Annotated in this window: 19 protein-coding genes; 8 read left to right on the top strand and 11 right to left on the bottom strand. The window is 72.6% G+C overall.

Going from position 1 to position 26,524, the window contains the following annotated elements:
• The first annotated feature begins 9 nt into the window (after nt 1–9).
• A complete protein-coding gene (locus A4U64_RS01960) occupies nt 10–3,141 on the top strand; it encodes an MMPL family transporter (protein ID WP_065922075.1) in 3,132 nt (1,043 codons plus the stop codon).
• A gap of 9 nt (nt 3,142–3,150) precedes the next feature.
• Here the strand turns inward: A4U64_RS01960 and A4U64_RS01955 are convergent, their stop codons facing one another.
• The 7 genes from A4U64_RS01955 to macS all read right to left on the bottom strand — a co-directional run bounded on the left by A4U64_RS01955 (nt 3,151) and on the right by macS (nt 13,633).
• On the bottom strand, nt 3,151–4,992 hold the full coding sequence (locus A4U64_RS01955; RefSeq protein WP_065922074.1) for a DUF2339 domain-containing protein: 1,842 nt from the start codon (nt 4,990–4,992) through the stop codon (nt 3,151–3,153).
• A gap of 106 nt (nt 4,993–5,098) precedes the next feature.
• Entirely contained in the window at nt 5,099–6,385 is a 1,287-nt protein-coding gene (locus A4U64_RS01950) for a VWA domain-containing protein (RefSeq protein WP_065922073.1), read from the bottom strand.
• A gap of 117 nt (nt 6,386–6,502) precedes the next feature.
• Nucleotides 6,503–7,147, bottom strand: a complete 645-nt coding sequence (locus tag A4U64_RS01945; protein ID WP_043802811.1) for a DUF1707 SHOCT-like domain-containing protein — start codon at nt 7,145–7,147, stop codon at nt 6,503–6,505.
• A gap of 129 nt (nt 7,148–7,276) precedes the next feature.
• Nucleotides 7,277–8,686, bottom strand: a complete 1,410-nt coding sequence (locus tag A4U64_RS01940; protein WP_065922072.1) for an FAD-binding oxidoreductase — start codon at nt 8,684–8,686, stop codon at nt 7,277–7,279.
• Between the two features lie 53 nt (nt 8,687–8,739).
• Nucleotides 8,740–11,625: an AfsR/SARP family transcriptional regulator gene (locus tag A4U64_RS01935; RefSeq protein WP_232334150.1), complete on the bottom strand. Its 2,886-nt coding sequence runs from the start codon at nt 11,623–11,625 to the stop codon at nt 8,740–8,742.
• A 120-nt stretch (nt 11,626–11,745) separates the two neighbouring features.
• Entirely contained in the window at nt 11,746–12,375 is a 630-nt protein-coding gene (locus A4U64_RS01930; RefSeq protein WP_050036440.1) for a response regulator, read from the bottom strand.
• A 40-nt stretch (nt 12,376–12,415) separates the two neighbouring features.
• Nucleotides 12,416–13,633: a MacS family sensor histidine kinase gene (gene macS, locus A4U64_RS01925; protein ID WP_006941518.1), complete on the bottom strand. Its 1,218-nt coding sequence runs from the start codon at nt 13,631–13,633 to the stop codon at nt 12,416–12,418.
• Between the two features lie 168 nt (nt 13,634–13,801).
• Here macS and A4U64_RS01920 point away from each other — a divergent pair, with 168 nt between their 5' ends.
• The 5 genes from A4U64_RS01920 to A4U64_RS01900 all read left to right on the top strand — a co-directional run bounded on the left by A4U64_RS01920 (nt 13,802) and on the right by A4U64_RS01900 (nt 19,146).
• Nucleotides 13,802–15,274 (top strand): adenylate/guanylate cyclase domain-containing protein, encoded by a 1,473-nt coding sequence (locus A4U64_RS01920; RefSeq protein WP_006941517.1) that lies wholly within the window; start codon nt 13,802–13,804, stop codon nt 15,272–15,274.
• A 69-nt stretch (nt 15,275–15,343) separates the two neighbouring features.
• Nucleotides 15,344–16,477, top strand: coding sequence for a lysylphosphatidylglycerol synthase transmembrane domain-containing protein (locus A4U64_RS01915; protein WP_198163363.1), 1,134 nt, complete (start codon nt 15,344–15,346; stop codon nt 16,475–16,477).
• Nucleotides 16,478–16,589: 112 nt separating this feature from the next.
• Nucleotides 16,590–17,144 (top strand): YceI family protein, encoded by a 555-nt coding sequence (locus A4U64_RS01910; protein ID WP_006941512.1) that lies wholly within the window; start codon nt 16,590–16,592, stop codon nt 17,142–17,144.
• A 79-nt stretch (nt 17,145–17,223) separates the two neighbouring features.
• Nucleotides 17,224–17,601, top strand: a complete 378-nt coding sequence (locus A4U64_RS01905) for a DUF3054 domain-containing protein (RefSeq protein ID WP_006941502.1) — start codon at nt 17,224–17,226, stop codon at nt 17,599–17,601.
• A 78-nt stretch (nt 17,602–17,679) separates the two neighbouring features.
• Nucleotides 17,680–19,146: a peptide MFS transporter gene (locus A4U64_RS01900; RefSeq protein ID WP_006941500.1), complete on the top strand. Its 1,467-nt coding sequence runs from the start codon at nt 17,680–17,682 to the stop codon at nt 19,144–19,146.
• A gap of 7 nt (nt 19,147–19,153) precedes the next feature.
• Here A4U64_RS01900 and A4U64_RS01895 read toward each other — a convergent pair whose 3' ends face one another.
• The 3 genes from A4U64_RS01895 to A4U64_RS01885 all read right to left on the bottom strand — a co-directional run bounded on the left by A4U64_RS01895 (nt 19,154) and on the right by A4U64_RS01885 (nt 23,481).
• On the bottom strand, nt 19,154–19,891 hold the full coding sequence (locus A4U64_RS01895; protein ID WP_065922070.1) for a sulfite exporter TauE/SafE family protein: 738 nt from the start codon (nt 19,889–19,891) through the stop codon (nt 19,154–19,156).
• A 54-nt stretch (nt 19,892–19,945) separates the two neighbouring features.
• Entirely contained in the window at nt 19,946–21,622 is a 1,677-nt protein-coding gene (locus A4U64_RS01890) for an NTF2-like N-terminal transpeptidase domain-containing protein (protein WP_065922069.1), read from the bottom strand.
• Nucleotides 21,623–21,705: 83 nt separating this feature from the next.
• Nucleotides 21,706–23,481: a penicillin-binding transpeptidase domain-containing protein gene (locus A4U64_RS01885; protein WP_065922068.1), complete on the bottom strand. Its 1,776-nt coding sequence runs from the start codon at nt 23,479–23,481 to the stop codon at nt 21,706–21,708.
• Between the two features lie 230 nt (nt 23,482–23,711).
• Here A4U64_RS01885 and A4U64_RS01880 point away from each other — a divergent pair, with 230 nt between their 5' ends.
• Nucleotides 23,712–25,259: an ABC-F family ATP-binding cassette domain-containing protein gene (locus A4U64_RS01880; RefSeq protein ID WP_029546156.1), complete on the top strand. Its 1,548-nt coding sequence runs from the start codon at nt 23,712–23,714 to the stop codon at nt 25,257–25,259.
• On the top strand, nt 25,256–26,077 hold the full coding sequence (locus A4U64_RS01875) for an alpha/beta fold hydrolase (protein ID WP_065922067.1): 822 nt from the start codon (nt 25,256–25,258) through the stop codon (nt 26,075–26,077). Before A4U64_RS01880 ends, A4U64_RS01875 begins: the two co-directional genes overlap by 4 nt.
• Here the strand turns inward: A4U64_RS01875 and A4U64_RS01870 are convergent.
• Nucleotides 26,074–26,472, bottom strand: a complete 399-nt coding sequence (locus A4U64_RS01870) for a VOC family protein (RefSeq protein ID WP_006941490.1) — start codon at nt 26,470–26,472, stop codon at nt 26,074–26,076. The two genes, A4U64_RS01875 and A4U64_RS01870, sit on opposite strands and share 4 nt — an antisense overlap.
• Nucleotides 26,473–26,524 lie beyond the last annotated feature (52 nt).

The raw sequence follows: 26,524 nt of genomic DNA, 5'->3' as shown, positions 1-26,524 counted from the left end.
GAGAGTTTCGTGTTCGACCGCTGGGGAGAGCTCGTCCACCGTGCGCGCTTCACCGTCATCGCGGTGATGGTGGCCGGTCTGCTCGGGCTCGCCGGGTACGGCGCGAGCCTGAACGATCATCTCAGTCAGAGCGGCTGGGACGATCCCGGCTCGGAGTCCGTCGCTGCGGCGAAGCTGGCCGACGGCACCTTCGGCCGCGACACGAACGGCGACGTCCTGGCGTTGTACACGGCGCCGGAGGGCAGGACGGTCGACGATCCGGAGTTCGCGGCGAAGGTCAAGGACAGTCTCAACTCGCTGGTCGCGGACCATCCGGATCAGATCCTGAAGATCAACGGTGCGTACTGGCCGACGAACGGCGCCCCGGCGGTGCCGGCGCTGGCGGACCAGTCGCGGCAGCACGCCGTGGCGTCGGTCGCCATCGCGGGCGACAACGACACCGAGCTGACCAACAACTTCCGTGACGTGAAGGACGAGTTCCTCATCGACGGGGTCGACGTGCAGCTCGCCGGCCTGCAACCGATCTCCGGCGCCCTCAACGACACGATGGCGCAGGACATCAAGCGCATGGAGCTCCTCGCCATCCCGGCGGTCGGAATCCTGCTGTTCTTCGTCTTCGGCGGCGTGATCGCGGCCGCGATGCCGCTGATCACCGGCGGCCTGACGGTCGTCGCCGCGAACGGCATCGTGCGGCTCATCACGAACTTCACCGAGGTCAACTCGTTCGTCGCGCCCGTGGTCTCGCTGATCGGCCTGGGCCTGGCGATCGACTACGGCCTGTTCATGGTGTCCCGGTTCCGGGAGGAACTCGCCGAGGGCTACGCCGCGTCCGCCGCCGTGCGCCGCACGGTGATGACGGCCGGGCGCACCGTGGTGTTCTCCGCCACGATGGTCGTCACCAGCCTCGGCGGCCTGCTGCTGTTCCCGCAGGGCTTCCTCAAGTCCGTCGCGTACGGCGCGATCGCGACGGTGACGCTGGCGGCGATCACCTCGATCACGCTGCTGCCCGCCATGCTCGCCATCCTCGGCCGGAACATCGACAAGTGGGGCTGGTCCCGGTTCGGGCAGATCCAGTCCAACGAGCAGGTCGAGAACAGCATCTGGGGACGGATCACCCGGTGGGTGATGCGCAACCCGCTCAAGGTCACCATCCCCACGGTGATCGGCCTGCTGCTGCTCATCGTGCCGCTGACCGGCATCAAGTTCGGCGGCATCAACGAGACCTACCTGCCGCCCGACCATCCGACGCGGCTCGCCCAGGAACAGTTCGACGAACTGTTCCCCGGCCAGCGCGCGGAGCCGGTGCGCATCGTCGTCCGCGGCGCCGAGGGCGGCGACCTCAACGAGATCATCCAGACGGCCAGCGCGGCCCCCGGCCTGGTGGAGAAGTTCACCATCGAGGGTCCCGCCCGGGACGGCGTCCGCGTCGTCAAGGCCGGGCTCGAGGACCGCAACAACTCCGCCGAGACCATCGACTACCTGCATGCGGCGCAGTGGCCCGACGGCGTGGAGGTGCTCGTCGGCGGCACACCGGCGATCGAACAGGATTCGATCGCCGCGCTGATGAACACGCTGCCGCTGATGGTGACGGTGGTCGTCGTGCTCACGACCCTGCTGATGTTCCTGGCGTTCGGGTCGCTGGTGCTGCCGATCAAGGCGGCGCTGATGAGTGCGCTGGGCCTCGGCTCCACCCTCGGCATCCTGACGTGGATCTTCATCGACGGTCACGGGGCCGGGCCGCTGAACTTCACGCCCGGTCCCATCATGTCGCCGGTGCTCGTGCTGATCATCGCGATCATCTACGGCCTGTCCACCGACTACGAGGTCTTCCTGCTCTCCCGCATGGTCGAGGCCCGCTCGCAGGGGGCGAGCACCACCGAATCCATCCGGATCGGCACGGCGCACACCGGCCGCATCATCACGGCCGCGGCGCTGATCCTGATCGTCGTCACCGGCGCCTTCGGCTTCTCCGAACTGGTGATGATGAAGTACATCGCCTACGGCATGATCGCGGCCCTGATCATCGACGCCACGGTGATCCGCATGCTGCTCGTGCCGGCGACGATGAAACTGCTCGGCGACGACTGCTGGTGGGCACCGGCGTGGATGAAGCGGATCCAGGCCAGGATCGGGCTCGCGGAGCCGATCCTCGACAACGAGCTCATGCCGCAGGATGTGCCGGAGCTGATCACGGTCGGCATGTTCGGTCCGGCGACCGTCGCGGCCACCGGGTCGCACCGCCTGCCCACCGTCGCCGGCGTCGCCACGGACGATCCGATGACGCAGCCGCTGCCGAAGATCGCCGCACCCCGCTCGGCCGCCGAGCAGCGGCGCGTCCGCGACCTGCAGCCGCCACCGCGCCGGTCGGCCCCGCCACGCGCCCCGCGCCCGGCCGAGCCACCGGCACGGGCACCGGAGGACCGGGACCGGCCGCCCCGGCGTCGTCCGGCCGGGGCGACCCCGGCGGCTCCCGGGGCACGGCCACAGCAGCCGGCGCCGGCAGCGCAGAATCCGTCGGGCCGGATCCCGGCGCCGAATCGGCCCGCTCCCCCGCAGGACCGTCCCCGCCCGCCGGCACCCGAGCCGCAGCAACCGCGCACCGAGCGGCCACCGGCCCCGCAACCGCAGGCGCAGGGTCCCCTGCCCCAGCGCCCCCGCCCGCAGCAGGCGCCGTCGCAGCAGACACCGTCGCAGCAGACACCGTCCCAGCCCCCGCGAGAAGTGCCGGGCCAGGTCCCGCCCGTGCAGGACCAGCGGTCCTCCCCGCCCGCCACGCCGCCGCTGCCCCGCCGGCAGCGCGGCGACGTGCCGCCCCCGGTGACCCAGACGTACGTGCGGCCGCAGGTTCAGCCGCAGCCGCGCTCGTCCGGCGCGCCCACCCGGGACCCGCAGGCAATCGAGAACTGGCTCTCGCAGCTGCGACGGGCCAACCCGCGGACGGCGGATCAGCCGGTCGCGGGCGAGCGGCCGTCGACGACGCCTCCGGCGCAGGACAGCGCCCCCGCCGGCAGGGCCGACGACGCCCCGGCGAACCGGTCGGAGACCGACGCGCAGGATTCGCAGCGCGGCCGGCACGGCGGTGCCGAGAACAGCCAGTCGATCAGCGTGAGTGAACTCATCGCGCGGCAGCGCCGCCGCTGACCGAGCGGGTCAGTCCTCGCCGGGTCCCGGCTCCGCCGAGCCAGATCCGGTCTCCCGGCCGGAGCCGGTCTCCGGGGCGGCGGAGCGTCCGGCGAACGCCTTGGCGTACCGGGTACCGGCGGCGAGCAGCAGCAGGCCCACCACGATGAAGGCGACGACCCGCCACACTCCCTCGAGGGCAGCGAGGTCGAACAGGAAGAGCTTCGCCAGCGCGGCGCCGGTCAGCGACAGCCCCGCGGCCAGCGCGGCGTGCGCGTACTCGGTGCGGGCGAGGCCGAGCGCCAGCATCGCGGTCGCCGCGATCATCCAGCAGATGGTCGCCGCGGTGTGCCCGGCGACGAATCCGGCGTCCGCACCGCCCAGGAGGACGCCCGCGGTCACCAATGCCGTGGTCACCGCATACAGCACCACGAGTGCCGCACCGCTCCACATCCACGGGACGCCGCGTTCGCGGACGAGCCGCAGTCGCGTCGCCGTCCACGCGAGCAGCAGCGTCACCGCGGCGAGCAGGACGGCCGTGACGAGCGTGGCCGCGTCGAGGCGGTCCACGGCCAGCTCCCGGTCGGTGAGGTTCTCGAGTTCGGCGCCGTCGTAGAACATCGCTCCTCCGAGCACCCAGAAGCCGAGGCCGGCGACGTACAGCAGGCGCGACCGCATCGACGCGGCCGCACCGGCATACCCGGCGGCGACCGCGAGCAGCACCGTGGCAGCCGCGTCGGGGCTCGCGCCCGCGAGGCACGCGTGCAGCAGCGCCAACGCCGCCACCGCGACGGACGCCACCCGCAGCGGACGCGACCGGGGCCCGACGAGGGCGAACAGCACGAGGTACCCGGCGGCGGCCGTGCCCTCGAGCGCGACGGCGGGCCACCGGTCCAGCCGCAACCCGACGGCGAGCAGCGGCAGCGCCGCCACCGCCAGGCACACCGCGGCGACGACGTCGCCCGGCTCCCGGCGCAGCAGCAGCACCGCGGTGCCGGCGACGAATGCGGCGACCGCCACCGAGAAGCCGACCAGCCAGGCGAGCTCGCCCCGCTCGGCAAGCTCGGCCCCGGCGATCGACACCAGCAGGACCGCGGCGATCGGCACGACCCGCGCGAGATGCAGCAGGGCCCAATTGCGGTGCCACTGGGCCGGAAAGCTCGCGACGAGCAGCACCAGCAGGAAGCCGAGCAGCAGCAACGGATCACCGTCCGACAGGGTGGGCGCGAGCAGCGCGGCCCCGAGCACGAGCAGCACGGCCAGAATCCGGTCCGACCAGCGCACCGCGAGCGCGACCCCGGCGCCGGCGACGACGAGCGCGGCGGCCAGACCGACGACCGCCGGCACCCACCGGTAGTAGGCGGTCGCGGCGAAGACCACCAGGTAGCCGCCCGCGAAACCGGTCGCGGCCAGGGCGGCACCGCCGACGCGTCCGCCGTCGCGGCGGTGCACCCGGATCCCGGCGGCCACCAGCGCGGCCGACAGCACCGCACCGGAGACGACGCGGGGCACGGGACCGAAGACACCGGCCTGCGCGGCGAGCACGAGCAGCATCACCACGCCGATGAGGGTGACCGCCACCCCGGCGACGGCGAGCAGGCGGCTGATCACGCCGTCGCGCTGCCACCACGGTTCCCGCGCCGGCGGCCGCGGCGGGGCCACGGACGGGACCGGCCGCGGTGGTGGCGCCGGGGCCCGCGACATGGGTGGCACGGGCGCCGGGGCCGGCGCGACGGCGAGGCGGTCGAGCTGGGCCCGCAGATGTGCGACGTGCGCGCCGACGGCGTACAGGTGCTGTTCGAGCGCGTAGCACTCGCCGGACAGCTGGGCGACGAGCCGCGGATCGAGGCCGGGCGGGGTCGGCGTACTCATCCCTACATGGTCCGCGGAGCGGCGCCCGCGGGCATGAGTATCACTACCGGACATGCGGGCTTGTGCACCGCCCTCATCGTGGTGTTGGTGCGGACCCCGTCGCAGTTCAGCCCACGATGCGCGCGGCGCGCGCCGCGCGCAGCCAGTCGGGAAACTCACCCAGCAGGCGCCGATAGAGTTCGGCATCGCTGACCTGGGAGATGTCGTCGACGCTGAAGAACCCGGCGTTGTCGACCACCCGCCCTCTCATGGTGTCGAGTTTTTCGAGCACGCCGTAGTTCGCCTTGCCGAGGCCGACGAACTGCCAGAAGGCGGGCAGACCGGATGCCTTCTTCATCAACGCGGTGATCGGGCCCTTCTTGTGGAAGCCGCCGTCGGTGAAGAACAGCACCAGCGTCGGCATCGACGCCCCCGCGGTGAGGGTGGAGATGATCTCCCCCATCACCGGCAGCTCGTCGTTGTAGCCACCGATCTGTTCGTAGTCGATGCCCCCGTGCACCCCACCGAGATGCAGATACGTCGCGCACCAGGACTCGACATCGTGGACGGCGATGTCCGGCAGCCGGGCGAACGAGACCGCATACAGGTACGGCTCGAGGGTGCCGTCGTCGTCGACCTGCACCGCGATCGGCACCATCCTCTCGACGACCTGATGGATGCGTGCGCTGGTGTACTCGCGGTGCATGCTGCCGGTCTTGTCGATCACCAGGACGACCCGGGCCCGCACCCCGGCCGCGCCCTTGTCCAGCAGCACCTTGGCGACTTCCCGCTTGCGCAGGTCCAGCCTCTGCCGCTTCTCCAACGAGAGTTTCGCTTCGCCGGCGACGGTGCGGACACCAGCGCTGTCCACGACCGCAGGCGGCGGGGCCACCGCGGCAGGTTCGGCACTGGCGGGTTGATCGTCGACCTGCACCCCATGGTGGACCACCAGCGCCGACAGGCCCGTGTCCCACCCGGCGGAGACGTTGCGAAGCTTCCACGCGCCGTTGCGGCGATAGATCTCGAGCAGGACCGCCGCCCGCTCGGTGCTCAACCCCAACGCGGGCGCTGTTGTCTCGCCCGCCGGGTGGGCAACCTGCACGCCCAGACCGGGGACGGCGGACAAGCTGCCCGGCGCACTGTCGTCGAGGGCGACCGCGACCGACAGCCGCTCGATCCCCGCGGGTATCGCGGCCAGATCGACACCGATCCGGTCGGCCGCGACCAACCGGACCGCGCCCTCCGGGGAGGCCGGCTGGTTGAAGAACACGAAATCGGCGTCGCTACGGACACGCTGGTCGGCGCCGAGTTGGAACACCATCAGATCGACCGTGCCCTGCCGGGCACCGGCCACCGCGACCGTCACCGGCCCCGAGGGGATGGTGGTGTTCTCGCCACGCGCAAGCTCTGCCATAAGCGTTCCGGCCCGGGGCGGGCCGCTTCCTTTCGTCGCACCAACACGCATTGGGACCGACACGGGTGCGCCTCCACCGGCCGACAGGCCCGACGCTCCTCGGGGACCGCCGGCCGGCTAGCCCAGCAGCTTGCGCAGCGTCGTGCCCAGCGGGTGCTTGACGTTGACGGAACCGAGGCGGACGGTGCCGCCGACGATCAGATGCAGCGGGCCGAACGGGGGCCCGTTGCGCACCTTCGACTCGGCGCTCGCGGCGACGGTGTCGAGGCCGTTGATGTCGGCCGTGGCTTCGGCGGGAACGATCAGGGTGATGGAGCTGAGGTAGTCCTCGACCTGGATCCGCACCACCTGGGTGCGCATGACGGCCTCGGTGAAGTCGAGGGTCACCGAGGACATCAGGGTGTCGAGCCGCAGCACCGGTGGCACTTCCCACCGCCCCTTGCGGCTGAGGTTGGACAACCGGCCGCGGATGGTGGGTGTCTGCAGATGCGAGGGCGGGGCGGGGGGCACCGGCCCGGCCATCGGCGGCGCCGGGGCGGGGGTGGGCTGCATCGGATGTGGCAGGTACTCGGGCCGCACCTGCATTCCGGGCAGGTCGACGAGCACGGCGTTCAGTTCTCCGCGGGTTCTGGCGGCCAGCGCCGTGTCCATCCGCTCGGTGAACTCGCCCAGCGACAGCATCCCCTGCCCGACCGCGCGCTGCAGCAGCGTCCCGACGTGTTCGCGCTCGGCGTCCGAGACACGCAGATCCCTCGACTCCATGATCATCAGGGTAGGCGCTGGCGCGCCGGGATCATCAGGGTAGGCGCTGGCGCGCCGGGATCATCAGGGTAGGCGCTGGCGCGCCGGCCCGACGGTCGTGGAGCCGAGGGACGGACGGATGCGGTCGGCTCAGATCGCCGTTGCCGCCCATCGCGCGGCGGGCGCGAAGACGCCGCTGGGATCGTATGCCGCGCGGATCTCGGCGAGCCGGGTCCGCTGGGCGGGGGTCCACGCGTTCGCCACCCGGGCAGCCGGGGGCCCGTCCACGCCGCCCGCGAAGTTCATCAGCGCACCGCCGGTGGCCCACGGCGCCATCGCCCCGACGACGGTCTCGAGCGCTCCGGGCACCGCGTCGGCGATGGGCGGCACCAGCACCCCGACGGTGAACAGGGTGAACGCGGCGTCGCGGCCCGCGACGGCGTTGGGGGTCTCGGGCGGCACACCGAGCGCGCCGCCCATGGCCCGGACCTCGGCGAGCGCGATCGGCAGCGCGCCGGCGGGACCCGCGACGGCGAGCAGGGCGTCGAGGGCGGCGTCCGGCAGCTCCCGCAGCAGCGCCGAGCGCTCCATGCCTGGCATCGGGTCGGTGGGGTCGGCGTGGATCGAACCAAGGGCGGGGTAGACGATCTCGGTCACGGTGTCGAGGACCGGGGTGGCCACCGCGCGCAGCGGGGCGAGCAGGGCGCCGGCGTCCTCGGCGTCGTCGACGTGCGCGAACCGCACGTGCACGGCGGTGCGGCCGCGCAGCGGCTCGGGCAGTTCCGGGAGCGGCGGGAAGTTGACGATGGCCAGCGAGCTGGACACCGAGGTCGGCGCCGCGGAGATCCAGTCCCGCCAGTGGCGCAGCACGGCCGGGGCGTCGGCGATGTCGTAGAAGAGGCCGCCGCCGTCCAGGGTCTGGATGGGCAGGAGTTCGAACGTCATCTGGGTGACGATCCCGAATGCCGCGCCGCCGCCGAGCAGGGCCCAGAACAGGTCGGGTTCGTCGTCGGGGGTGACCCGCCGCAGCTGCCCGTCGGCGGTGACGACCTCCATCCGCAGGACCCGGTCGGCGGCAAACCCGTGGGTGCGGGCGATCGGGCCGAGCCCGCCGCCGAGCGTGTACCCGACCACCCCGACGCCCGGTGCCGAGCCGGCCAGCGGCGCCAGCCCGTGCGGGGCCGCGGCGTCGAGCACCTGCTGCCAGCGGACCCCGGCCTCGACGGTGGCGGTGCGCTCGGCGCGGTTGATGCTCACCCCGTCGAGGAGGGCGGTGTCGACCAGGATGCTGTTCTCCGGCGCGGGGGCGGCGCCGTGGCCGGTGGCCTGCACCGCGACGGTCAGCCCGTTCTCGGCCGCGATCCGGACCGCCGCGGCGACGTCGGCGGCACTCGAGGCGACCACGACGGCGGCGCTGCGGTGGACGGTGGCGAGGTTGAAGCCGGTGGCGGACAGCCGATAGCCCTCGTCCTCGGGGGCGTGTACGACACCGGCGACGGCGGTCCGAAGCAGGTCGACGACGGACGTGGGGGCCAGGGTCTGGGGCGTCGGGTGGGACATGGTGCTCCTCGGAAGGATCGGATCTCGGTCCCTTCCAGGACAACCGCCACCGCTTAGCTGCCGCTTAGCTCCGGCTGCGCACCGACGTGCCCCGTCCGGCACAGCCGGGCCAGCAGCGCGCTCACCTCGTCCCGGTCCAGGCCGGCGCCGAGGCTCGCGCACCGCTCGAACTCGGCGTCACCGAGCGCGTCGCGGACGACCGCCGCCTCGCGCGGCCCGTCGACCGGATCCATCACCTCGGGCAGGAAGCCGATGCGGCCGCCGAGCGCCCGGACCGCCCCGAGGAGCATCGCGCCGACGTCCGGAGTACCGAGCCGGGCCACCAGGGCCGCGGCGCTGTGGACGAGCACCAGCCACGACGTCACGTCCCGCTCGGCCTCGAGGACCGGCTGCATCACCCGGACCGCGTCGAGCGCCGCGTCCGTGTCCCCGACGTCCATCGCCGTGCGCATGAGTGTCCACGACGCCGAGCCGACCGCCCAGCCGTGGCCGCAACGTTCGGCTGTCGCGACCGCCTCGCGCAGCACCTGATGCGCCCGTTGCGGATCGCCGAGGAAGCGCAGGATCATGCCCTCGATGAGCAGGGCGTCGGCGCGCTGCCACACGGCGCCTTCCCGGCGCAGGACGTCCGCACTCTCGTGCGCTGCGTGCAGGAACTCGTCGGACGGGCCCGTGATCGCGGAGCAGTACGCCCACCAGGACCGCATCCACGCCTCGGTGACGACGTCGCCGCCCCTCCCCGCGGCGTCGGCGGACCGTCCCAGCACGGCCGCCGCGCCGGCCGCGTCCCCGGCCAGGTAGGTGAGCCCGCCCAGGCCGGTCAGCGCCGACGACAGGGTTGCCGCTGCGACGGCGGTACCGGTCCGCTCGACCGCGTCCAGGGCTGCCGATATCAGCTCCAGACCTTCCCGGATGTGCCCCCGCCGATACCAGAACCAATAGAGGGCCCCGGCGAGTTCGAGCGCGTAGACGGGATCACCGGCGGCCAGCGCGGAGGCCGCAGCGGCACGGTGCTCGGCGATGTCCGCCGTCAGGGCGTCGAAGGTCTGCCGTGCCCGGGAGCCGCGCAGGTGCGGCACCGCCGCGAGGGCCCGCCGCAGCACGAACCGGCGGTGCACGTCGGCCATCCGGTCCCGTTCGGCCGCGTCCGCGCGGGCCAGGGCGAACTCGCGGATGGTCTGCAGCATCGAGTACCGCCGCGGCGACGACGACGGCTCCACCCGCAGCAGCGAGCGCCGCACGAGGGCGGTCAGCGGCGGCAGGACGCTCAGCGGCGGCGTGCTGCCGTGCACGGCGGCGGCACCCTCGATGTCGAAGCTGCCCGCGAACACCGCGACCTCGCGCAGCAGCCGCGCCTGCTCGTCGTCGAGGAGCCGGTAGCTCCACTCGATCGCGTCGGCCAGCCCCCGCTGCCGCGGCGGAGCGGTGCGGGAGCCGCCCTGCAGCAGCGCGAACCGGTCGCTCAGCCCCTCGGCGATCTGCTGCTCGGACAGCACCCGCAGCTGCGCCGCCGCGAGCTCGATCCCGAGCGGGATCCCGTCGAGCTCGGTGCAGATGCGACGCACCGGTTCGGTCACCTCGTCGTGGATCGTCCAGCCCGGCACCACCCCGGCGGCCCGGACGCCGAACAACTCGACGGCGGCGCACTCGTCCAACGGCGGCACCTCGTAGACCCACTCCCCGTCGAGGCCGAGCGGCTCCCGGCTCGTCGCCAGGATCCGCACGCCGGGGCAGCGCTCGAGCAGCGCCGTCACCAGCTCCGCCGAACCGTCGAGCAGATGCTCACAGTTGTCCAGCACGAGGACGCACTCACGTGGGGCGAGCACCGTGGCCAGGTGGTCGACGGTCCCGGGGCCGAGGATCTGCAGGGCCGACGCCACCGTCGCGGCCACCAGCGCATCGGCCCGCACGGCCGCCAGGTCCACGAACCACGGCCCGTCGGCGGGACGTTCACCGCCGTTGCGGCACACCTCCACCGCGAGCCGCGTCTTGCCGACCCCGCCCGGCCCCACGAGCGTGACCAACCGTTCCCCGGCCAGCGCCGCGCCGACGTCCGCGAGCTCACGGGCCCGATCGACGAGGGCGGTGCGGGGCGACGGCACGTTGGAGGTCGCGCTCGGGGTGCCCAGCGCGGCGGCGGGCCCCGGCGAGACCCCGGCGGTCCCGAGCAGCCGGACGTCGTCCTGCCGCAGCACCGCCGTCTCGAGTTCGCGCAGCCCGGTGCCCGGCTCGATGCCGAGTTCGCCGTCGAGCACGGTGCGCACGCGGCGCAGCGCCGCCAGGGCGTCGGCCTGCCGGCCCGCCCGGTACAGGGCGACGACCAGCAGTTCCCAGGCCCGTTCGTCGAGCGGATGCGCGGCGACGAGCCGCTCGGCGGCCTCGACGACGTCGTCGGAGCCGCCCTGGTCCAGCCGGATCTGCAGCAGGGCCTTGCGGGTGCGCAACTCGATCGCCGTCAGCCGCGCGACCTCGGGGCGCACGAACTCGGCGTCGGCGACGTCGGCGTAGGGCGACCCCCGCCAGCACGACAACGCGGTCGCGTAGGCCTCGGCCGCGGCCTGAGCGGCACCCTGCTCGCGCAGCCGGTCGCCGCGCGCGACGAGGTCGGCGAACCGCACGGCGTCGATCTGCTCCGCGGCGACGGCGAGCCGGTACCGCGAGCCCTCCCGGACGATCACCCCCTCGTCCCCGCGCGGTCGCTGCGGGCTGAGCCGGTCGCGCAGCTTGGAGACGGCGAAGTGCAGCGAGCTCGTCTTCGGGTCGTCGACGTCGTGCCAGACCTGTTCGAGCAGCCGCTCCCCCGAGACGTCGCCCGGGAACGCGACGACGAGGGCGGCGAGCAGGGCACGCTGCCGGATGCCGCCGAGGTCGATCGGTCGTCCGTCGACGGTGGCGGCGAAGCCTCCCAGCACGCCGAGCGCCACGCCAGGGGAACTCATCCCGCCCGCCTTTCGATCGCCCCGCCTTTCGATCGCTCCGCCTTTCGATCGAGCACGCCACCGCCGCACCGGAACTGCGGGAGCGGTCGAATTCTAGAGGACCGGTGCGGCTCCGGTGCGCTAGTCCAGCCCCTGCTCGATCGCGTAACGGGTGAGCTCCACGCGGTTGGCGAGCTGCAGCTTGCGCAGGGTCGCCTGCACGTGGTTCTCCACCGTGCGGTGACTGAGCGTGAGCCGCGCGGCGATCTGCTTGGCCGACAGTCCCTTGGCGACGAGTCGCAGCACCTCGGTCTCGCGCTCGGTGAGGGTGGGCGGGGCGGGCGCGCGCCGGTCGGCGGCCGACGACATGCGGCGGTACTCCCCGAGGACCAGCCCGGCGAGTCCGGGCGTGAACACCGCCTGCCCGGCGGCGGTCGCCCGCACGGCCTCGACCAGCTCCGCGGCCGACGCGCTCTTGACCAGGTATCCGGACGCGCCGGCCTTCACCGCACCGAGGACGTCGTCGCGTTCGGAGGAAGCGGACAGCACCAGCACGCGGCTGGCCGGGGAGACCCGGAGCACGGCGACGGTGGCCTCGGTGCCGGTGCCGTCGGGCAGCGACATGTCCATCAGCACGACGGTCGGCTGCACCGCCGCGGCCCGGCGCGCGGCCGCACCGACCCCGTCGGCGGTGGCGACGACGCGGAAGCCGGCCGCGTCGAGGTCCCGCGAGACGCCGTCGCGCCACATCGGATGGTCGTCGACGATCATCACCGTGATCGGCCCGTCACCGTTCGCCGCGTTGCTGCCCTCACGCACCTCGTGCTCCTCTCCTCGGCACCCGGATCTCCCATTCGGTGCCCTGGCCGGGCGAGCTGTCGAGCACGGCGGCGCCACCGAGCCACTGCGCGCGGCCGACGATCGACTTCGACACGCCCATCCGGCCCTCGGCGCGGGCCTCGGCGAGACGGCCGTCCGCAATGCCCACCCCGTCGTCGCGGATGCTGAGGATCACCTCGTCGCCGAGGTCCTCGACCAGCACGTACGCCTTCGCCCCTGCGCCCGCGTGCAGCGTCGTGTTGGTCAGGGCCGTCGCGGCGATCGCCGCCAGTTCCGCGGCGCGGACGCGGTCGAGCAGGACCGGGTCGGCGGGCGCGGAGACGGTGACGCCGGCACCGGCCTGCGCCCGCAGCAGCGCCCGCAGGTCCACGAGCTCCTCGCCCCGGTCGAGCTGGGTGCCCTGCTCGGAGACGAGCATCCGCAGCGCCGCCTCCTGTTCCCCGGCGAGGCGGGCGAGTTCGGCGGCCTCGCCCCCGAGCGCGGTGCCGCGGCGCCGCACCAGGGCCAGCACCTGCAGCACCCCGTCGTGCACCTCCCGGGCGAGCCGGTCACGTTCCTCGGTGGCGGCCGCCACACGCACGGCCTGTTCGAGCTGCCGGTGGGCGCGCCGGGCGGTGGTGGTGGCGAATCCCATCGCGACGCCGACCGCGACGAGCACGGGGGCGGTCGCGTCGCGCCACAGGTCGAGGTTGACCTGGTCGCGGACGACGGCGCTGACCGTCGCCATCGCCAGCGCCGACGCGACTCCCGCGGCGGGACCGCCCAGGATCGCGGCCGACAGCACGGCGTTGGCGACCCACAGGGTGGTGGGCAGCGTCTGGTGGGCGCTGTACCAGTCGTGGCCGGCGACGAGCCGCGTCGCGCCCATGAGCGCGACCGCGACGACCTGGTCGATGCCGACCACCACGGCGCGCTGCCCGACCCCCTGCGCCAGCAGCACCGCCGACACGCCGGACCACACCGCCAGCAGGGCGACGAAGAACCAGCTGAGCCGCGGCGACGTGTAGTGGGCGACGGTGGAGAACTGGGAGCTGACGGCGTAGACGACGGTGACGAGCCGGAACACCTGCGCGGCCCGCCACAGCGGCGCATCGGGGTCGGCGCCGACCTGGCGCCGGGCGGGCGGGGACGGTTCGGCGGGCACGGCGGCGCGGCGCGACAGCCTGCCGTCGGCTCGGCGCCGGACCATGTGGATGCTCCCTTTCCCGGTCGGTGATCGCGCTGAGAGTAGCCGCCCGAAACGCCCGGATCACGACCATGGCGCGTTGTGACGGTGGGCACAGTGGTTTGATTTGATGTCGTGTTGGGGTCCTATCGAGCCGTCGCGGCGACGTTGCGCAGTCGTTGGCCGCTCTATATGGCCTCGATGGGCGCCTCGAACCTGTTCGGCGCGCTGCTGGTGTTCGCGTTCGTCCGCTACGGCATCCCGCTGTCCGAGAACGAGAACATCATCGCGGACCGGGTCCGCAACTTCGCGGTGTTCGCGGTGTATCTGGTGTTCGCGGGGATCGTGAGCCTGACGGCCGCGGCCTTGATGCTGCGGTCGGTGGTGCGGTGGCAGCTGCGCGGCGGCCCGCCCACCCGATCCGAGCAGATGTCGGCGCTGCACGCGCCGTTGCGTCAGGCGATCGTGCACCTGATCCTGTGGATCCTCGGCGGCGTGCTGTTCGTGTTCCTCACCGCGGAGGAGATGCCGCAGCTCGCCGTGGCGGTGGCGATCACCGTCGCGATGGCCGCGACGAGCACCTTCGGCTTCACCTACATGCTGGGCGAGCGGATCCTGCGGCCGGTCGCGGCGCGGGCCTTGAGCGAGGGGGAGTTCGACCGGACCCTGGCGCCCGGCGTCGGCACCCGCCTCGCCATGACGTGGGGTCTCGGCACGCTGATGCCGGCCGGCGGCATCGCGCTGCTGTGCGTCACCCAGCTGACCACCGACGTCGAGTTCCCGCCGGACGCGATGGCGTGGGCGGTCCTCGCGCTGTCGATCATGGCGATCGGCCTGGCCGGGGTGCTGTCGTCGCTCACCGCCGCCCAGCTCTCCGATCCGGTCAAGCAGCTGCGCTGGGCCATCGAACGGGTCCAGCGCGGCGCGACGGACGTGCAGGTCGAGGTGTTCGACGGCAGCGAGATCGGCCGCCTGCAGGTCGGCTTCAACCGGATGATGGCCGAGTCCGACGAGCGGCGGCGGCTGCGGCAGTTGTTCGGTCAGCACGTCGGCGAGGACGTGGCGCGCCGCGCCCTCCAGTACGGCACCGAGCTCGGCGGGGAGACCCGCTACGTCGCGGTGCTGTTCGTGGACATGGTGGGCTCGACGGCGACGGCGGCCGAACGCCCGCCCGGCGAGGTCGTCGAGCTGCTCAACGAGTTCTTCCGGGTCGTGGTGGACGTCGTGGACCGGCACCACGGTTTCGTCAACAAGTTCATGGGCGACGCGGCGCTGGCCATCTTCGGTGCTCCGCTGGACCGTCCCGACGCGCCCACCGCCGCGCTCGCGGCGGCCCGGGAGCTGCGGTTCGCGCTGGACGAGATCACCGATCTCGACATCGGCATCGGGGTCTCGGCGGGGCTGGCGGTGGCCGGCAACATCGGCGCGGCCGAGCGGTTCGAGTACACCGTCATCGGCGATCCGGTGAACGAGGCGTCGCGGCTGACCGAGCTGGCGAAGCTGCGTCCGAGCCGGGTGCTCGCGTCGTCGAGCGCGCTGTACTTCGCCGACGACGAGGAACGCGCCCACTGGGAACTCGGCGACGAGGTGCAGCTGCGCGGCCGGCGCCGGGTGACGCATCTCGCCTGGCCGGTGCGGTATCCGGACTCGGGCCACGACGAGTGACGGACGGCCGGGGCCCCGGCGACGAAAAGGACGATCCGCCCTCCGGCCGGCTTGGCTACGCTGAATCCTGTGGCGCAGCCCCGACGTGACCCGCCCGCACCCGACGCCGCGCGGCGCCGGGGCCGCTTCGGGTGGGTGAAGTGGCTGCTCGCCGTCGCCCTCGTGGCCCTGCTGGTGGTCGAGGGCATCTACCTGTGGCCGACGCTCAGCGACTCCTGGCGCGCCCTGACCGAGTTGCACTGGGGCTGGCTCGCCGCGTGCATCGTCGCGCAGGCCCTGTCGCTGAGCGGCTTCGCGGAGGTGCAGCGGCGGCTGCTGCGGGCCGGTGAGGTCGTCGTCGGGCACCTGCGTTCGGCGTCGGTGATCTATGCGAGCACGGCGATGGCGGTGACGCTGCCGGCCGGTCCGGTGTTCTCCACCGCGTTCACCTACCAGCAGACCCGGCGCTGGGGTGCGACGCCGGTGGTGGCGTCGTGGCAGCTGGCGGTCTCGGGGGTGATCGCGGCGGTGACGCTCGCGGCGGTCGGCGTGGGCGGGGCGTTCGCGGTGGGCACACGGGTGAGCCCGGTGACGCTGGTCCTGTCGGTCGCCGGCGTGATCGCGCTGGTCGTCGCCGTCCGGTACGTCTCCCGGCATCCGTCGTCCGTCGAGTCGGCCGGGGAATGGGTCCTCGCCCGCGTCAACCGCCTGCTGCGCAAGCCGGCGGACACCGGGATGGAGAAGTTCGAGCAGGTCCTCGGGCAGATCGAGGCGGTGCACCTGGGTCGCCGCGACGGGCTCGCGACGATCTGCTGGTCGGCCGTGCACCGGGTCTTCGACGTCGCGTGCCTGGGGTTCGCGTGCTGGGCGGTGGGCGGTGAGCCGTCGCTGCCGGGCCTGCTGATCGCGTTCGCGGCGGCCAAGGCGGTGGGGAGCATCCCCCTGGCGCCGGGCGGGCTGGGGTTCGTCGACGGCACGCTGATCGCGACCCTCACCGCGGCGGGGATGAGCGCCTCGCAGGCCCTGGCAGCCGTGTTCGTGTACCGGGGCGTCAGCTTCCTCCTGGTCGCGCTGGTCGGCTGGACGGTGGTGGCCGCCAAGTTCCGGTCGAGCCAGCACGACGAGCACATCGACGCCGATCTCGAACGCGAGGAACACGCCCGTTCGGTGCTCGAGCGACGGCGCGGACGGGCCGCGAGCGAGGGCACCGCCCTGCCGGAGTGACGAAGTGTGTTCCACCTCACATCCGAAGTAGTTGCGGAATCAATCATTCGATGCGATCGTTGAGTACATCGAAGGTTGAAACTTCAACCAAAACTCGACTCGGAGGAATCCCATGACGACCGCTACCACCACCTTCCCCGGACTCACCGCCGGCACCTGGGCCATCGACTCGGTCCACTCCACCGTGGGCTTCACCGTCCGCCACCTCGTCGTGAGCAAGGTGCGCGGCACGTTCAACGACTTCTCCGGCGCGATCACCGTCGCCGAGGACGGCACCCCCGCCGTCGCCGCCGAGATCCAGGTCACGTCCATCGACACCAAGAACGCCGACCGCGACGCCCACATCCGCTCCGCAGACTTCTTCGACGCCGAGCAGTTCCCCACCGCGACGTTCAAGTCCACCGGCGTGCGCGCCGCCGGCAGCGACTACGTCGTCGACGGTGAGTTCACCCTGCACGGCGTCACCAAGCCGGTCGAGCTGAAGCTGGAGTTCAACGGCGTGAACCCGGGCATGGGCCAGGGCCCGGTCGCGGGCTTCGAGGCCACCACCGTCCTCAACCGCAAGGACTTCGGCATCTCGATCGACATGCCGCTCGAGGGCGGCGGCGCCGTCGTCGGCGACAAGATCACCATCAACCTCGAGATCGAGGCCGGTCTGCAGGCCTGATCCGCCGCACCCGCACGACACGCGAGCGCTCTCCGTCCCGGAGGGCGCTCGCTTTCGTCGGCGACCTACGCTGGACGACGTGAAGAAGTACGCACCGGCCCTGCTCGACGTCGTCCTGGTCATCGTGTTCGCCGCCCTCGGGCGCGCAAGTCACGACGAGGGGCTGACGCTGGCGGGACTGGCGAACACCGCGTGGCCGTTCCTCGGCGGCCTCACCGTCGGATGGCTCGCGACGGCGGCCCTCTACAAGGAGAAGTTCGATCCGTGGCTGGTCGTGCCGACCGGCGTGATCGCATGGGTGTCCACCGTGGTCGTCGGGATGCTGCTGCGCGTGATCACGGGCCAGGGCACAGCCGGTTCGTTCATCGTCGTCGCGTCCATCGTGCTGGGCGTGTTCCTGCTCGGCTGGCGCCTGCTCGCCGGGCTGTGGCTGCGGCGCCGCGTCGACGCCGCCTGACCCCGGCCGCGCGGAGGTGACCCTCCGCACCGCCGAAAGCCGCGCGCCGGAGGTGGCCGCGGTGCCAGAGTGACAGCCATGAGCGAGACCGCCGCGCCCCCCGATCGGACGAAGGAACGCACCTTCTTCGGCCAGCCCTTCGCGCTGGCCAACCTGTTCGGTGTCGAGATGTGGGAGAGGTTCTCCTTCTACGGCATGCAGGGCATCCTGATCTATTACCTGTACTACTCGGCGGCCGACGGCGGACTGGGGATCAGCGAGCTCGCCGCCACGTCGATCGTCGGGGCGTACGGCGGCACGGTCTACCTGTCGACCATCCTCGGCGCGTGGATCGCCGACCGGCTGCTCGGCTCCGAGCGCACGCTGTTCTACAGCGCGATCCTCATCATGCTCGGCCACATCTCCCTGGCGCTGCTCCCCGGCCTCGGCGGCGTGGCGGTGGGCCTGGTGTTCGTCGCCGTCGGCAGCGGTGGCCTCAAGGCCAACGCCACCTCCCTGGTCGGGGATCTCTACGACGAGCAGGACACCCGGCGCGACGCCGGGTTCTCGATCTTCTACATGGGGATCAACCTGGGCGCACTGATCGGCCCGCTCCTCACCGGCTGGGCGCAGACCGAGCTGGGCTTCCACTACGGCTTCGGCCTGGCCGCCATCGGCATGGCACTCGGCCTGATCCAGTACACCCTCGGCCGCAAGCACCTGCGCGGGATCGGCGCCACGCCGCCGCACCCGCTGCCCGCCGACCGGCGCACCAGGGCCGCCGGCGTCGCCGTCCTGGCCGTCGCGCTGATCGCGGCGCTGTTCGGCACCGGGCTGGTCACCGTCGACAACCTGTCGGACGTCGTGGTCGCAGCGACCGTCGCCGCGTCCGTCGTCTACTTCGTCGTGATCCTGTCCAGCCGGCAGATCACCGCCGTCGAACGCAGCCGGGTGATCAGCTTCGTCCCCATGTTCCTGGCCAGCGCGGCATTCTGGTCGCTGTTCCAGCAGCAGTTCACCACCGTCGCGGTGTACGCCGACAAGAGGCTCGACCGCAACCTGTTCGGCTGGGACTTCCCGCCGGCGTGGGTGCAGTCGATCAACCCGGTGTTCATCATCGTGTTCGCGGGCGTGTTCGCCGCCGTGTGGACCCGGCTCGGCCCGCGGCAGCCGTCGTCGCCGGTGAAGTTCGCGATGGGCACCGTGATCATGGGCATCGCCTTCCTGTGCTTCATCCCGATGTCCGGCGGCGGCCCCAACAGCGCCCCCCTGCTCGGCCTCGCGGGCATCCTCCTGCTGTTCACGTTCGCGGAGCTGCTGCTCTCCCCCGTGGGCCTGTCGCTGGCGACGAAACTGGCCCCGCGCAACTTCCACACCCAGATGGTGGCGCTGTTCTTCCTGTCGGTGGCGCTCGGCACGGCCATGGCCGGCACCCTCGCCAAGTACTACGACGAGGCGAACGAGAAGCCGTACTTCGCCTGGGTCGGCCTCGGCTCGATCGCGATCGGCGTCGTGCTGGCGCTGCTGTCACCGTGGATCCGGCGGATGATGCGCGGAGTGCACTGACCGGTTCTCACCGCACCGCCAGCCACACCGCGAGCCCGAGGCCGGCGAGCGCGACCGTCACCCGCAGCACCTCGGGTGGGATGCGCCGGACGACGGGCGGCCCGCACCAGCCGCCCGCGACGGCGCCGAGCGCCATCGCGGCGGCCGCACCCCAGTGCACGGGGCCGAACACGGCGAAGCCGATCGCAGCGACGAGGTTGGCGACCCCCAGCAGGTAGCTCTTGAGGATGGTGGCGCGCCAGATGTGCTCGGAGGTGCAGATCAGGGTGAGTGCGAGGAAGACGACACCCGCACCCGCCCCGAAGTAGCCGCCGTACACCGCCACGACGAACAGCAGCGCCGAGTACGTCCGGGGCAGGTCCCGGCTCCCGGACATGGCGCGGATCCGGGGTTGCGCCAGCAGCGCGAGGGAGGCGAACGCGACCATGTAGGGCACGACCGTCTCGAAGGACCCCGCGGGCGCCCACATCAGGACGACGGCACCGACGAGGCCGCCGAGCGCCGAGTACAGGGTCCACCGCCACAGCCGCGGGCCGGTGTCGACGACCTCGCGGGTCGAGTTGGCGAGCGCCCCGACGCCGACCCCCACCATCGCGACGGTGTTGGTGACGTTGGCGGCGACGGGCGGCAGCCCCGCGGCGAGCAGCGCGGGGTACGAGACGATGGACGCGAGGCCGGTGACGAACCCGATGAGCCCGGCGAAGAACCCCGCGACCGCGAGCAGCAGCAGGTCGACAGGGGTCACGACCGACAAACGTACCGGGGTCCGCTTCGGCCGGTCCGGCGAGGGCGGCAGCGGTCAGCGGTCGGCGGGCGGCTTCCCCAGCTCCCGCAGGAACATGTCGGCCATCTTCACCGCGCGGTCGCCGCCGTCGGCGTTGGCGACGAACACCGCGAACGCCAGGTCGCCGGTGTACCCGTAGAACCAGCGGTCGTCACCGCTCGCGGCCGCGATGCCGGACAGACCGGGGTGCCCCTTCAGGAACGACGCCGGGCCGCTGCGCACGTTCTCGGCCATCGCGGCGCGCAGCGCGTCGGTCACGTGCGGCGGCAGCGGTTCGGCGGCCTCCCCCACCGTCGCGGGCTTGCCCTGCACGATCGCGGGCAACGGCGCCTCCCCCCGCGCGACGGACGCGGCGAGCAGCGCGGCACCGAACGGACTGAGGAGCGCCTCCCCGCCGCCGTCCGAGCCGGAGAACTGCACCACACCGGACCGGTCCTCCCCGATCTGCGCGGTCTCGAAGTCGAAGCCGGGGACGTCGTAGTCCAGGCCGAGCCCGAGCCGGCGGGCGGTGTCGGCCAGATCGTCGGTGCTCACCGAGGCCGGGTCGACGCCCCGGTCCAGGCCCGCGGCCAGCCGCACCGGATCCAGCGTCTGCCCGGCCGGATACAGCCCGCGGGAGGCGACGGGTCCGAGTTCCATCGCCCAGTTGTTCACGTCCAGGGCCAGGACGCCGCCGGTGGACGGCTGGATCGCCACGATCGCCGCCGGGGTGCCCACGCTGACCACCGCTTCCTTGGCGGCGAGCTGGACGTGCGCGTCGAGGGTCGCCTGCAGGTCCGGCGGCGGCGGGCCCTGGAAGCCGGCGACCTGCACCGGGTCGGCGCCGGGCTCCTCGAGGGTGACGGCCCACCCGGCGGTGGCGTCACGCTCGAGCTGCCAGGCCGCGCGCAGCGGGTCCAGCAGCGGCGTGGAGATCCGCCGGTCCGCGCTGATCAGCGTCGGGGTCTTGACGACCACCACGCCGGGGATCGGGACGATCTCGTCCTCGAGGAACTGGTAGTCCTGGTCGCGCAGCTTCACCGCGGTGATGCGCGCCCCGGGGTCCGCCGCGAGGTTGCGCTGCAGCAGGTCGGCGGTGATGACCGGCGCGACGGGTTCGAGCACCTTCGCCAGCCGCGTCGTGGTGTCGACCGGGTCGGGCATGAGGGCGGGATCGACGACGACGGCGTTGATGGTCTGCTCGGCCATGAGCAACTGACCGGTGCGGTCGAAGATCTTCGGCGGCGCGGCGTCGGTGCGCACGTGGTGCACGGTGCGGGTCCGGTTCAGCTCGGGCACCAGCACCTGCGGGTCCCAGGAGATCCGCCAGCCGACGGCGAGGTTCTTCGCCACGCCGTCCACCTGGTATCCCCAGTCCTTGCCGGGTCCGAAGTTCCAGTCGGCGCCGAGGGTGAAGAACCCCGTCTGCTCGTTGAGTTCGACGAACTGGGCGACGTCGTAGTCGACGCTGCCGTCCTTCATGCCCTCGAACATCTGCCGGATCGACGCCTCGGCGGCGTTCGGGTACGACGTGAGCGCGGCAGCGCCGGCGGCGTCGCCCTCGTTCAGTTCCGCGACGAAGTCGTCGACGAGTCGCTGCGCATCGCTCCGGGGTTCACCGAACACGCACGACGCCATGCCGGCCGCGAGAACCACGACGGAGACCAGGGCTGTCACGCGGCCGCGCCCCCTGCGCCAGTCCCGAAAACCCATAACGACCAACCTTCACTTCTGTCACTTCAGTAACAAGCACGCCCTGCCTACGATGCGATCACGATTGCGCCACAAGCCGCGCATCACCCCCTCAGCAGGCGTCCCGCCACGTCCACTGCCGGCGCCGAACTGCCCGCTCCCGCAACGAAAACCGCGAACGCGAGGTCTCCCTGCGAGCCGACGAACCAACCGTGGGCACCGGTGCCATCACCGTACTCTGCCGTCCCCGTCTTACCGACGAGTTCGGGTAGGTCCCGCAGCGTGCTCGCGGTTCCACCCGTCACAGTCTCCCGCATCATCGTCCGCAACGCGGCAGTGACCTCCGCCGGCGCGGCACCAGGGGTGCGATCGGCCACCGTGGGCCGGCCCTCGACGAGCACCGGCAGCGGCGTCGAGCCGTGCGCGATGGACGCCGCCACGAGTGCCATACCGAACGGTGACGCCGTCACCCGGCCCTGGCCGATCGCGGACTCGACGCGCTCCGCCGGGGTCTGCGCCTCGGGCACGCTGCCGGTGACCGTGACCAGTCCGGGCGTGACGTAGTCGACCCCGAGCCCGAACTGCAGGGCCGCGTCGGTGAGCGCGGTCGCCGGCAATCCCACCGCGAGCCGGCCCATCGTGGTGTTGCACGAGAAGGCGAAGGCCGTGTGCAACGGGACCGGTCCGAGGTCGAAGCTGTCGTCGTTGGGGATGACCCGACCCTCGATGTTCGCCGTCCCGGGGCACGGCACCACCGTGTCGGGGGTCACGGCCCCGGCCTGCAGGGCGGCCGAGGTGGTGACGGTCTTGAAGGTCGAACCGGGCGGATACAGCCCCGTCAGCGCGATCGGTCCCTCGGCGTCGGCGGCGGCGTTCTGGGCCACCGCGCGTACCGCCCCGGTGGACGGTTCGATCGCGACGATCACCGCCGGCTGCGGCAGCGGCGCCAGCACCGCCTCGGCGCGGGTCTGCAGACCCAGGTCGAGCGTCGACTGCAGGTCCGGCGCCGGCGGACCGTCGGCACCGGCGACGCGGCGGGCGCTGCCGTCTTCGGACACCGTCTGCACGGCCCAGCCGGCGGACGCGTCCTGGCCCTGCTGCCACAGCTCCCCGAGCCCGGAGAGGACCGGGGACGCGAGCGCGCGGTCGACCGTCAGCAGCCGGGTCTGCCGGACGAGGGTCACGCCGGGCAGCGCGGCGAGCCGCGCCTCGATCGGCGCGATGTCCGCGTCGCGGAGGGTCACCGCGGTCACGGGCTTGCCCGCCGCCGCGGCGACGTCGGCGGCGAGCGACTCGGCGGTGACGGTGGGCGCGGCGGTCGCGAGCAGCGGCGCGACGGCCGCCGGGTCGGCGGTGGCATCGACGTTCACCAGCGTCACGACCTGCTGTTCGAGGATCGGCCGCCCGCCACGGTCGAGCACGGACGGCGGCGGGCCGACGGTCGTCGTGTAGCTCAGCGTGGTGCCGGCGGTCAGGCCCGGGGCCAGCACCGCCGGGTCCCACTCGATGCGCCAGCCCTCCGCGTCGACGTCCAGGGCACTGCCGGACGTGCGGTACGACCAGTCCCGGCCCTCGGCGAAGTGCCACGCGACGTCGAGTTCGAAGGTGCCGCCGTCGCCCGTGCCGGCGAGCTCGAGGTCGGGCCGGACCCCGCCGAGCCCCTCGAACACGCCGTCGATCGTGGCGGCCGCCGCCGCGGGATCGGTGGTGAGCTCCGCCGCGGCCCGCACGTCACCGGCCTCGAGCGCCGCGGCGAACTCCCCCACGACCGTCTCGGGCTGGTCGGGCCCGAAGGAACACCCGGCGGCCGCCAGCGCGGCGGCGACGGTCAACAGGAGCGGAACCGGTCGGCGTCGGAGGAGTGGCACAGCAACGATCATGCCCGAAGCCGGACGGTGCCGTCGTTCACCACCGCCCGCACGTTGCGTACACGCTGCCTGTAGTGACGCGGCCCCCAATTCGGGAAAATCGATTGCCGGCCCCACGGACGCTGTTCTACCGTCGGTTCCTGTCACATTCCCGTCGATCGGAGAAGGCCGTTGCTCCTGTAGAGGTTTCGCCCGCCGCGCCGCACCTGCGCGCGGTACCGTCACCTACTCCGGGAGCAGCCATGTCACACCCTTCCCCGTCCTCGGGCCTTTCCCTGTCGGACCTGACCTTCGCCTGGCCGGACGGCACCGCCGTGTTCGACGGTCTCGACACCACCCTCCCCGCCGGGCGCACCGGACTCGTCGGACGCAACGGGTCCGGCAAATCAACTCTGCTGCAGATCATGTCGGGTGAGATTCAACCGACCCGGGGCTCCGTCACGGTGCGCGGCCGGGTCTCGCGGCTGCCGCAGGACGTCATCCTCGATCCACACCGCGCCGTCGACGCCGTCCTCGGCATCGACACCGTGCGCGCGGCGCTGCGGCGCATCGAGGCCGGCTCGACCGCCGTCGAGGACTTCGACGCCGTCGGCGAGCGATGGGACATCGAGGAGCGCGCCCTGGCCACCCTGCACCGTCTCGGTCTCGACCGAATCGTCGCCTCCCCCAGCGACTTCGAGCGCACCGTCGGCACCCTCTCCGGCGGCGAGACCGTCCTGCTGGCGCTCACGGCACGCCTGCTCGACGAGCCGGACGTCCTGCTGCTCGACGAGCCGACGAACAACCTGGACTCGGCGGCCCGCGCGCGGCTGTACGACGTGCTGCGCGAGTTCGCCGGCACGCTCGTCGTCGCCACCCACGACCGCGACCTGCTCGAGCGGGTCGACACCGTCGCGGAGATGCGCGACGGGCGGCTGCGGCTGTTCGGCGGCAACTACAGCGAGTACGAACGCATCGTCGCGGCCGAGCAGGAGGCGGCACTGGCCGCGGTGCGCGACGCCCGGGCGGACGTGCGCCGGCAGGCACGCGAGCTGAGCGACTCGCACATCAAGCTCGCCCGACGAGAGCGATACGGCCGCAAGATGTTCGAGAACAAGCGGGAACCGAAGATCGTGATGGGGGCCCGCAAGCGGCAGGCCCAGGAGTCGGCGGGCCGGCTCCGCCGCGAACACGAGGGCAAGCTCGCCGGCGCGCGCGAGAACCTCGAGCGCGCCCAGGGCACCGTGCGCGACGACCGGGAGATCCGGGTGGACCTGCCCGAGACGGAGGTGCATCCCGGTGCGCGCGTCGCCGAGGGGCCGCTCGAGATCGTCGGCCCGGAGCGGATCGCGCTGCGCGGACCCAACGGCTCGGGCAAGACGACGCTGCTGCGCGACATCGTCGCGGCCGGTCCCCGGGTGCCGTTCGCGGTGCTGCCGCAGCGGCTGGACGTCTTCGACGAGTCGCTGTCGGTGGCGGACAACGTCGCGCTGCGGGCCCCGCATGCGTCGCCGCAGCAGGTGCGGGCACTGCTCGCCCGGTTCCTGTTCCGCGGCGCCGACGCGGACATGCCGGCGGCTGCCCTCTCGGGCGGCGAGCGACTGCGGGCGGCGCTGGCGACTCTGCTCGCGGCGGACCCGGCTCCGCGGCTGCTGCTCCTCGACGAACCGACCAACAACCTGGACCTGCCGAGCCTCGCGCATCTGGTGCAGGCACTGCGCGCGTACCGGGGCGCCTTCGTGGTGGTCAGCCACGACGAGCGGTTCCTGGCCGACATCGGGGTGACCCGGTCGGTCAGACTGGAGCGGTGAGCCACGCGATCAACCCTGTCGACGGAACCCGCATCGCCTTCACGGTGATCGAAGCGGACGCCGGCGCCGGCAGCCCGTCGCTGCTGCTCGCGCACGGCAGTGCTCTGTCGTCGGCCATCTGGCGGGGATTCGGATACGTGCGCCCCCTGCGCGAGCGGTACCGGCTGATCCTGCCCGACCTGCGCGGTCACGGCCGCAGCGACAAGCCGCACGTCCCCGACGCATACGCGATGGACCTGATCGTCGGGGACGTGCTGGCGGTCCTCGACGCCGCCGGCACCGAGCGCGTGCACTACCTCGGGTACTCGTTCGGAGCGCGGGTCGGCTTGTCCCTGGCGGTGCGCGACGCCGGCCGGCTGCAGACGCTCACCGTGGGCGGCGGCAGTGCCCGCGCGCAGGCCGGGGCGTTCGATCGCCTGTTCTTCCCGGGATGCGCCGACGTGCTCGGGCACTACGGGATCGACGGGTTCCTCGAGGCGTGGGCGGAACACCTCGGTTCGCCCGTCGATGCCGCGACGCAGGCCGCGTTCCGGGCGAACGACGCCGCCGCCCTGGCCGCGTACATGCGACGGTCGGATCGCGAACCCGGGATCGACGACGCCGACCTCGCCGCCCTGGACGTGCCGACGCTGGCGTTCGTCGGTTCGGAGGACCGCGAACGGATCGACGACACCCGCGAGCTGTCGCGGACGATCCCCGGTGCGCTGCTCGCGGTGATCCGGGGATATGACCACGCCACGACGATCGCGGCGGCGCCGGAGGTGCTGTCGGTGGTCGGACCGTTCCTCGCGGCGCACGCCGGCCGATCGTCCGGCTAACTCACCGAGGGCGCCTCGTCCATCCACTGCACGAGCTGGTAGACGATGCCGTTCGGGTCGCGCATCTGGAAGTACCGCTCGCCCCACGGCTCGGTCTCGATCGGCGTGACGATCGGAACCCCCTCCGCCCGCAGTCGTTCGTACTCGTCGTCGATGGCGTCTACGACGAACGCGACGAGCGTCCCCTGCCCGGCGTCGCCGGCGATGCTCGCGGGCTTGAAGGTGCCGAGCCCGGTGCGCAGGAAGACGAGGCTGAAGCCCGCGTCCTCACGGGTGAGCGAGACGAACCCGTCCTCGGCCATCGTCTCGGTGAACCCGAGGTGACGGGTCACGAAGTCGGCCGACGCGGCCACGTCGGGAACGTTGAGGGACAGGGCACTGGCGGTGATCTGCAAGGTGAACTCCTTCCGGTTGCACGACTCCGAACGTCCAGGGCCCCCGTCCGGT

This window comes from Rhodococcus sp. WB1, assembly GCF_001700945.1.
GTDB classification, from domain to species: Bacteria; Actinomycetota; Actinomycetes; order Mycobacteriales; family Mycobacteriaceae; genus Rhodococcus; species Rhodococcus aetherivorans.
The sequence above is the reverse complement of the archived record's forward strand: the minus strand, read 5'-3'. Positions and strand labels throughout refer to the sequence as shown.

Coding starts and splice junctions, on each gene's coding strand:
- A4U64_RS01950 (WP_065922073.1), bottom strand. CDS start 6,385: ATGGCAGAGCTTGCGCGTGGCGAGAACACCACCATCCCCTCGGGGCCG.
- A4U64_RS01885 (WP_065922068.1), bottom strand. CDS start 23,481: ATGATCGTTGCTGTGCCACTCCTCCGACGCCGACCGGTTCCGCTCCTG.
- A4U64_RS01930 (WP_050036440.1), bottom strand. CDS start 12,375: ATGATCGTCGACGACCATCCGATGTGGCGCGACGGCGTCTCGCGGGAC.
- A4U64_RS01940 (WP_065922072.1), bottom strand. CDS start 8,686: ATGTCCCACCCGACGCCCCAGACCCTGGCCCCCACGTCCGTCGTCGAC.
- A4U64_RS01880 (WP_029546156.1), top strand. CDS start 23,712: ATGTCACACCCTTCCCCGTCCTCGGGCCTTTCCCTGTCGGACCTGACC.
- A4U64_RS01945 (WP_043802811.1), bottom strand. CDS start 7,147: ATGGAGTCGAGGGATCTGCGTGTCTCGGACGCCGAGCGCGAACACGTC.
- A4U64_RS01920 (WP_006941517.1), top strand. CDS start 13,802: ATGGCCTCGATGGGCGCCTCGAACCTGTTCGGCGCGCTGCTGGTGTTC.
- A4U64_RS01900 (WP_006941500.1), top strand. CDS start 17,680: ATGAGCGAGACCGCCGCGCCCCCCGATCGGACGAAGGAACGCACCTTC.
- A4U64_RS01955 (WP_065922074.1), bottom strand. CDS start 4,992: ATGAGTACGCCGACCCCGCCCGGCCTCGATCCGCGGCTCGTCGCCCAG.
- A4U64_RS01935 (WP_232334150.1), bottom strand. CDS start 11,625: ATGAGTTCCCCTGGCGTGGCGCTCGGCGTGCTGGGAGGCTTCGCCGCC.
- A4U64_RS01910 (WP_006941512.1), top strand. CDS start 16,590: ATGACGACCGCTACCACCACCTTCCCCGGACTCACCGCCGGCACCTGG.
- A4U64_RS01890 (WP_065922069.1), bottom strand. CDS start 21,622: ATGGGTTTTCGGGACTGGCGCAGGGGGCGCGGCCGCGTGACAGCCCTG.
- macS (WP_006941518.1), bottom strand. CDS start 13,633: ATGGTCCGGCGCCGAGCCGACGGCAGGCTGTCGCGCCGCGCCGCCGTG.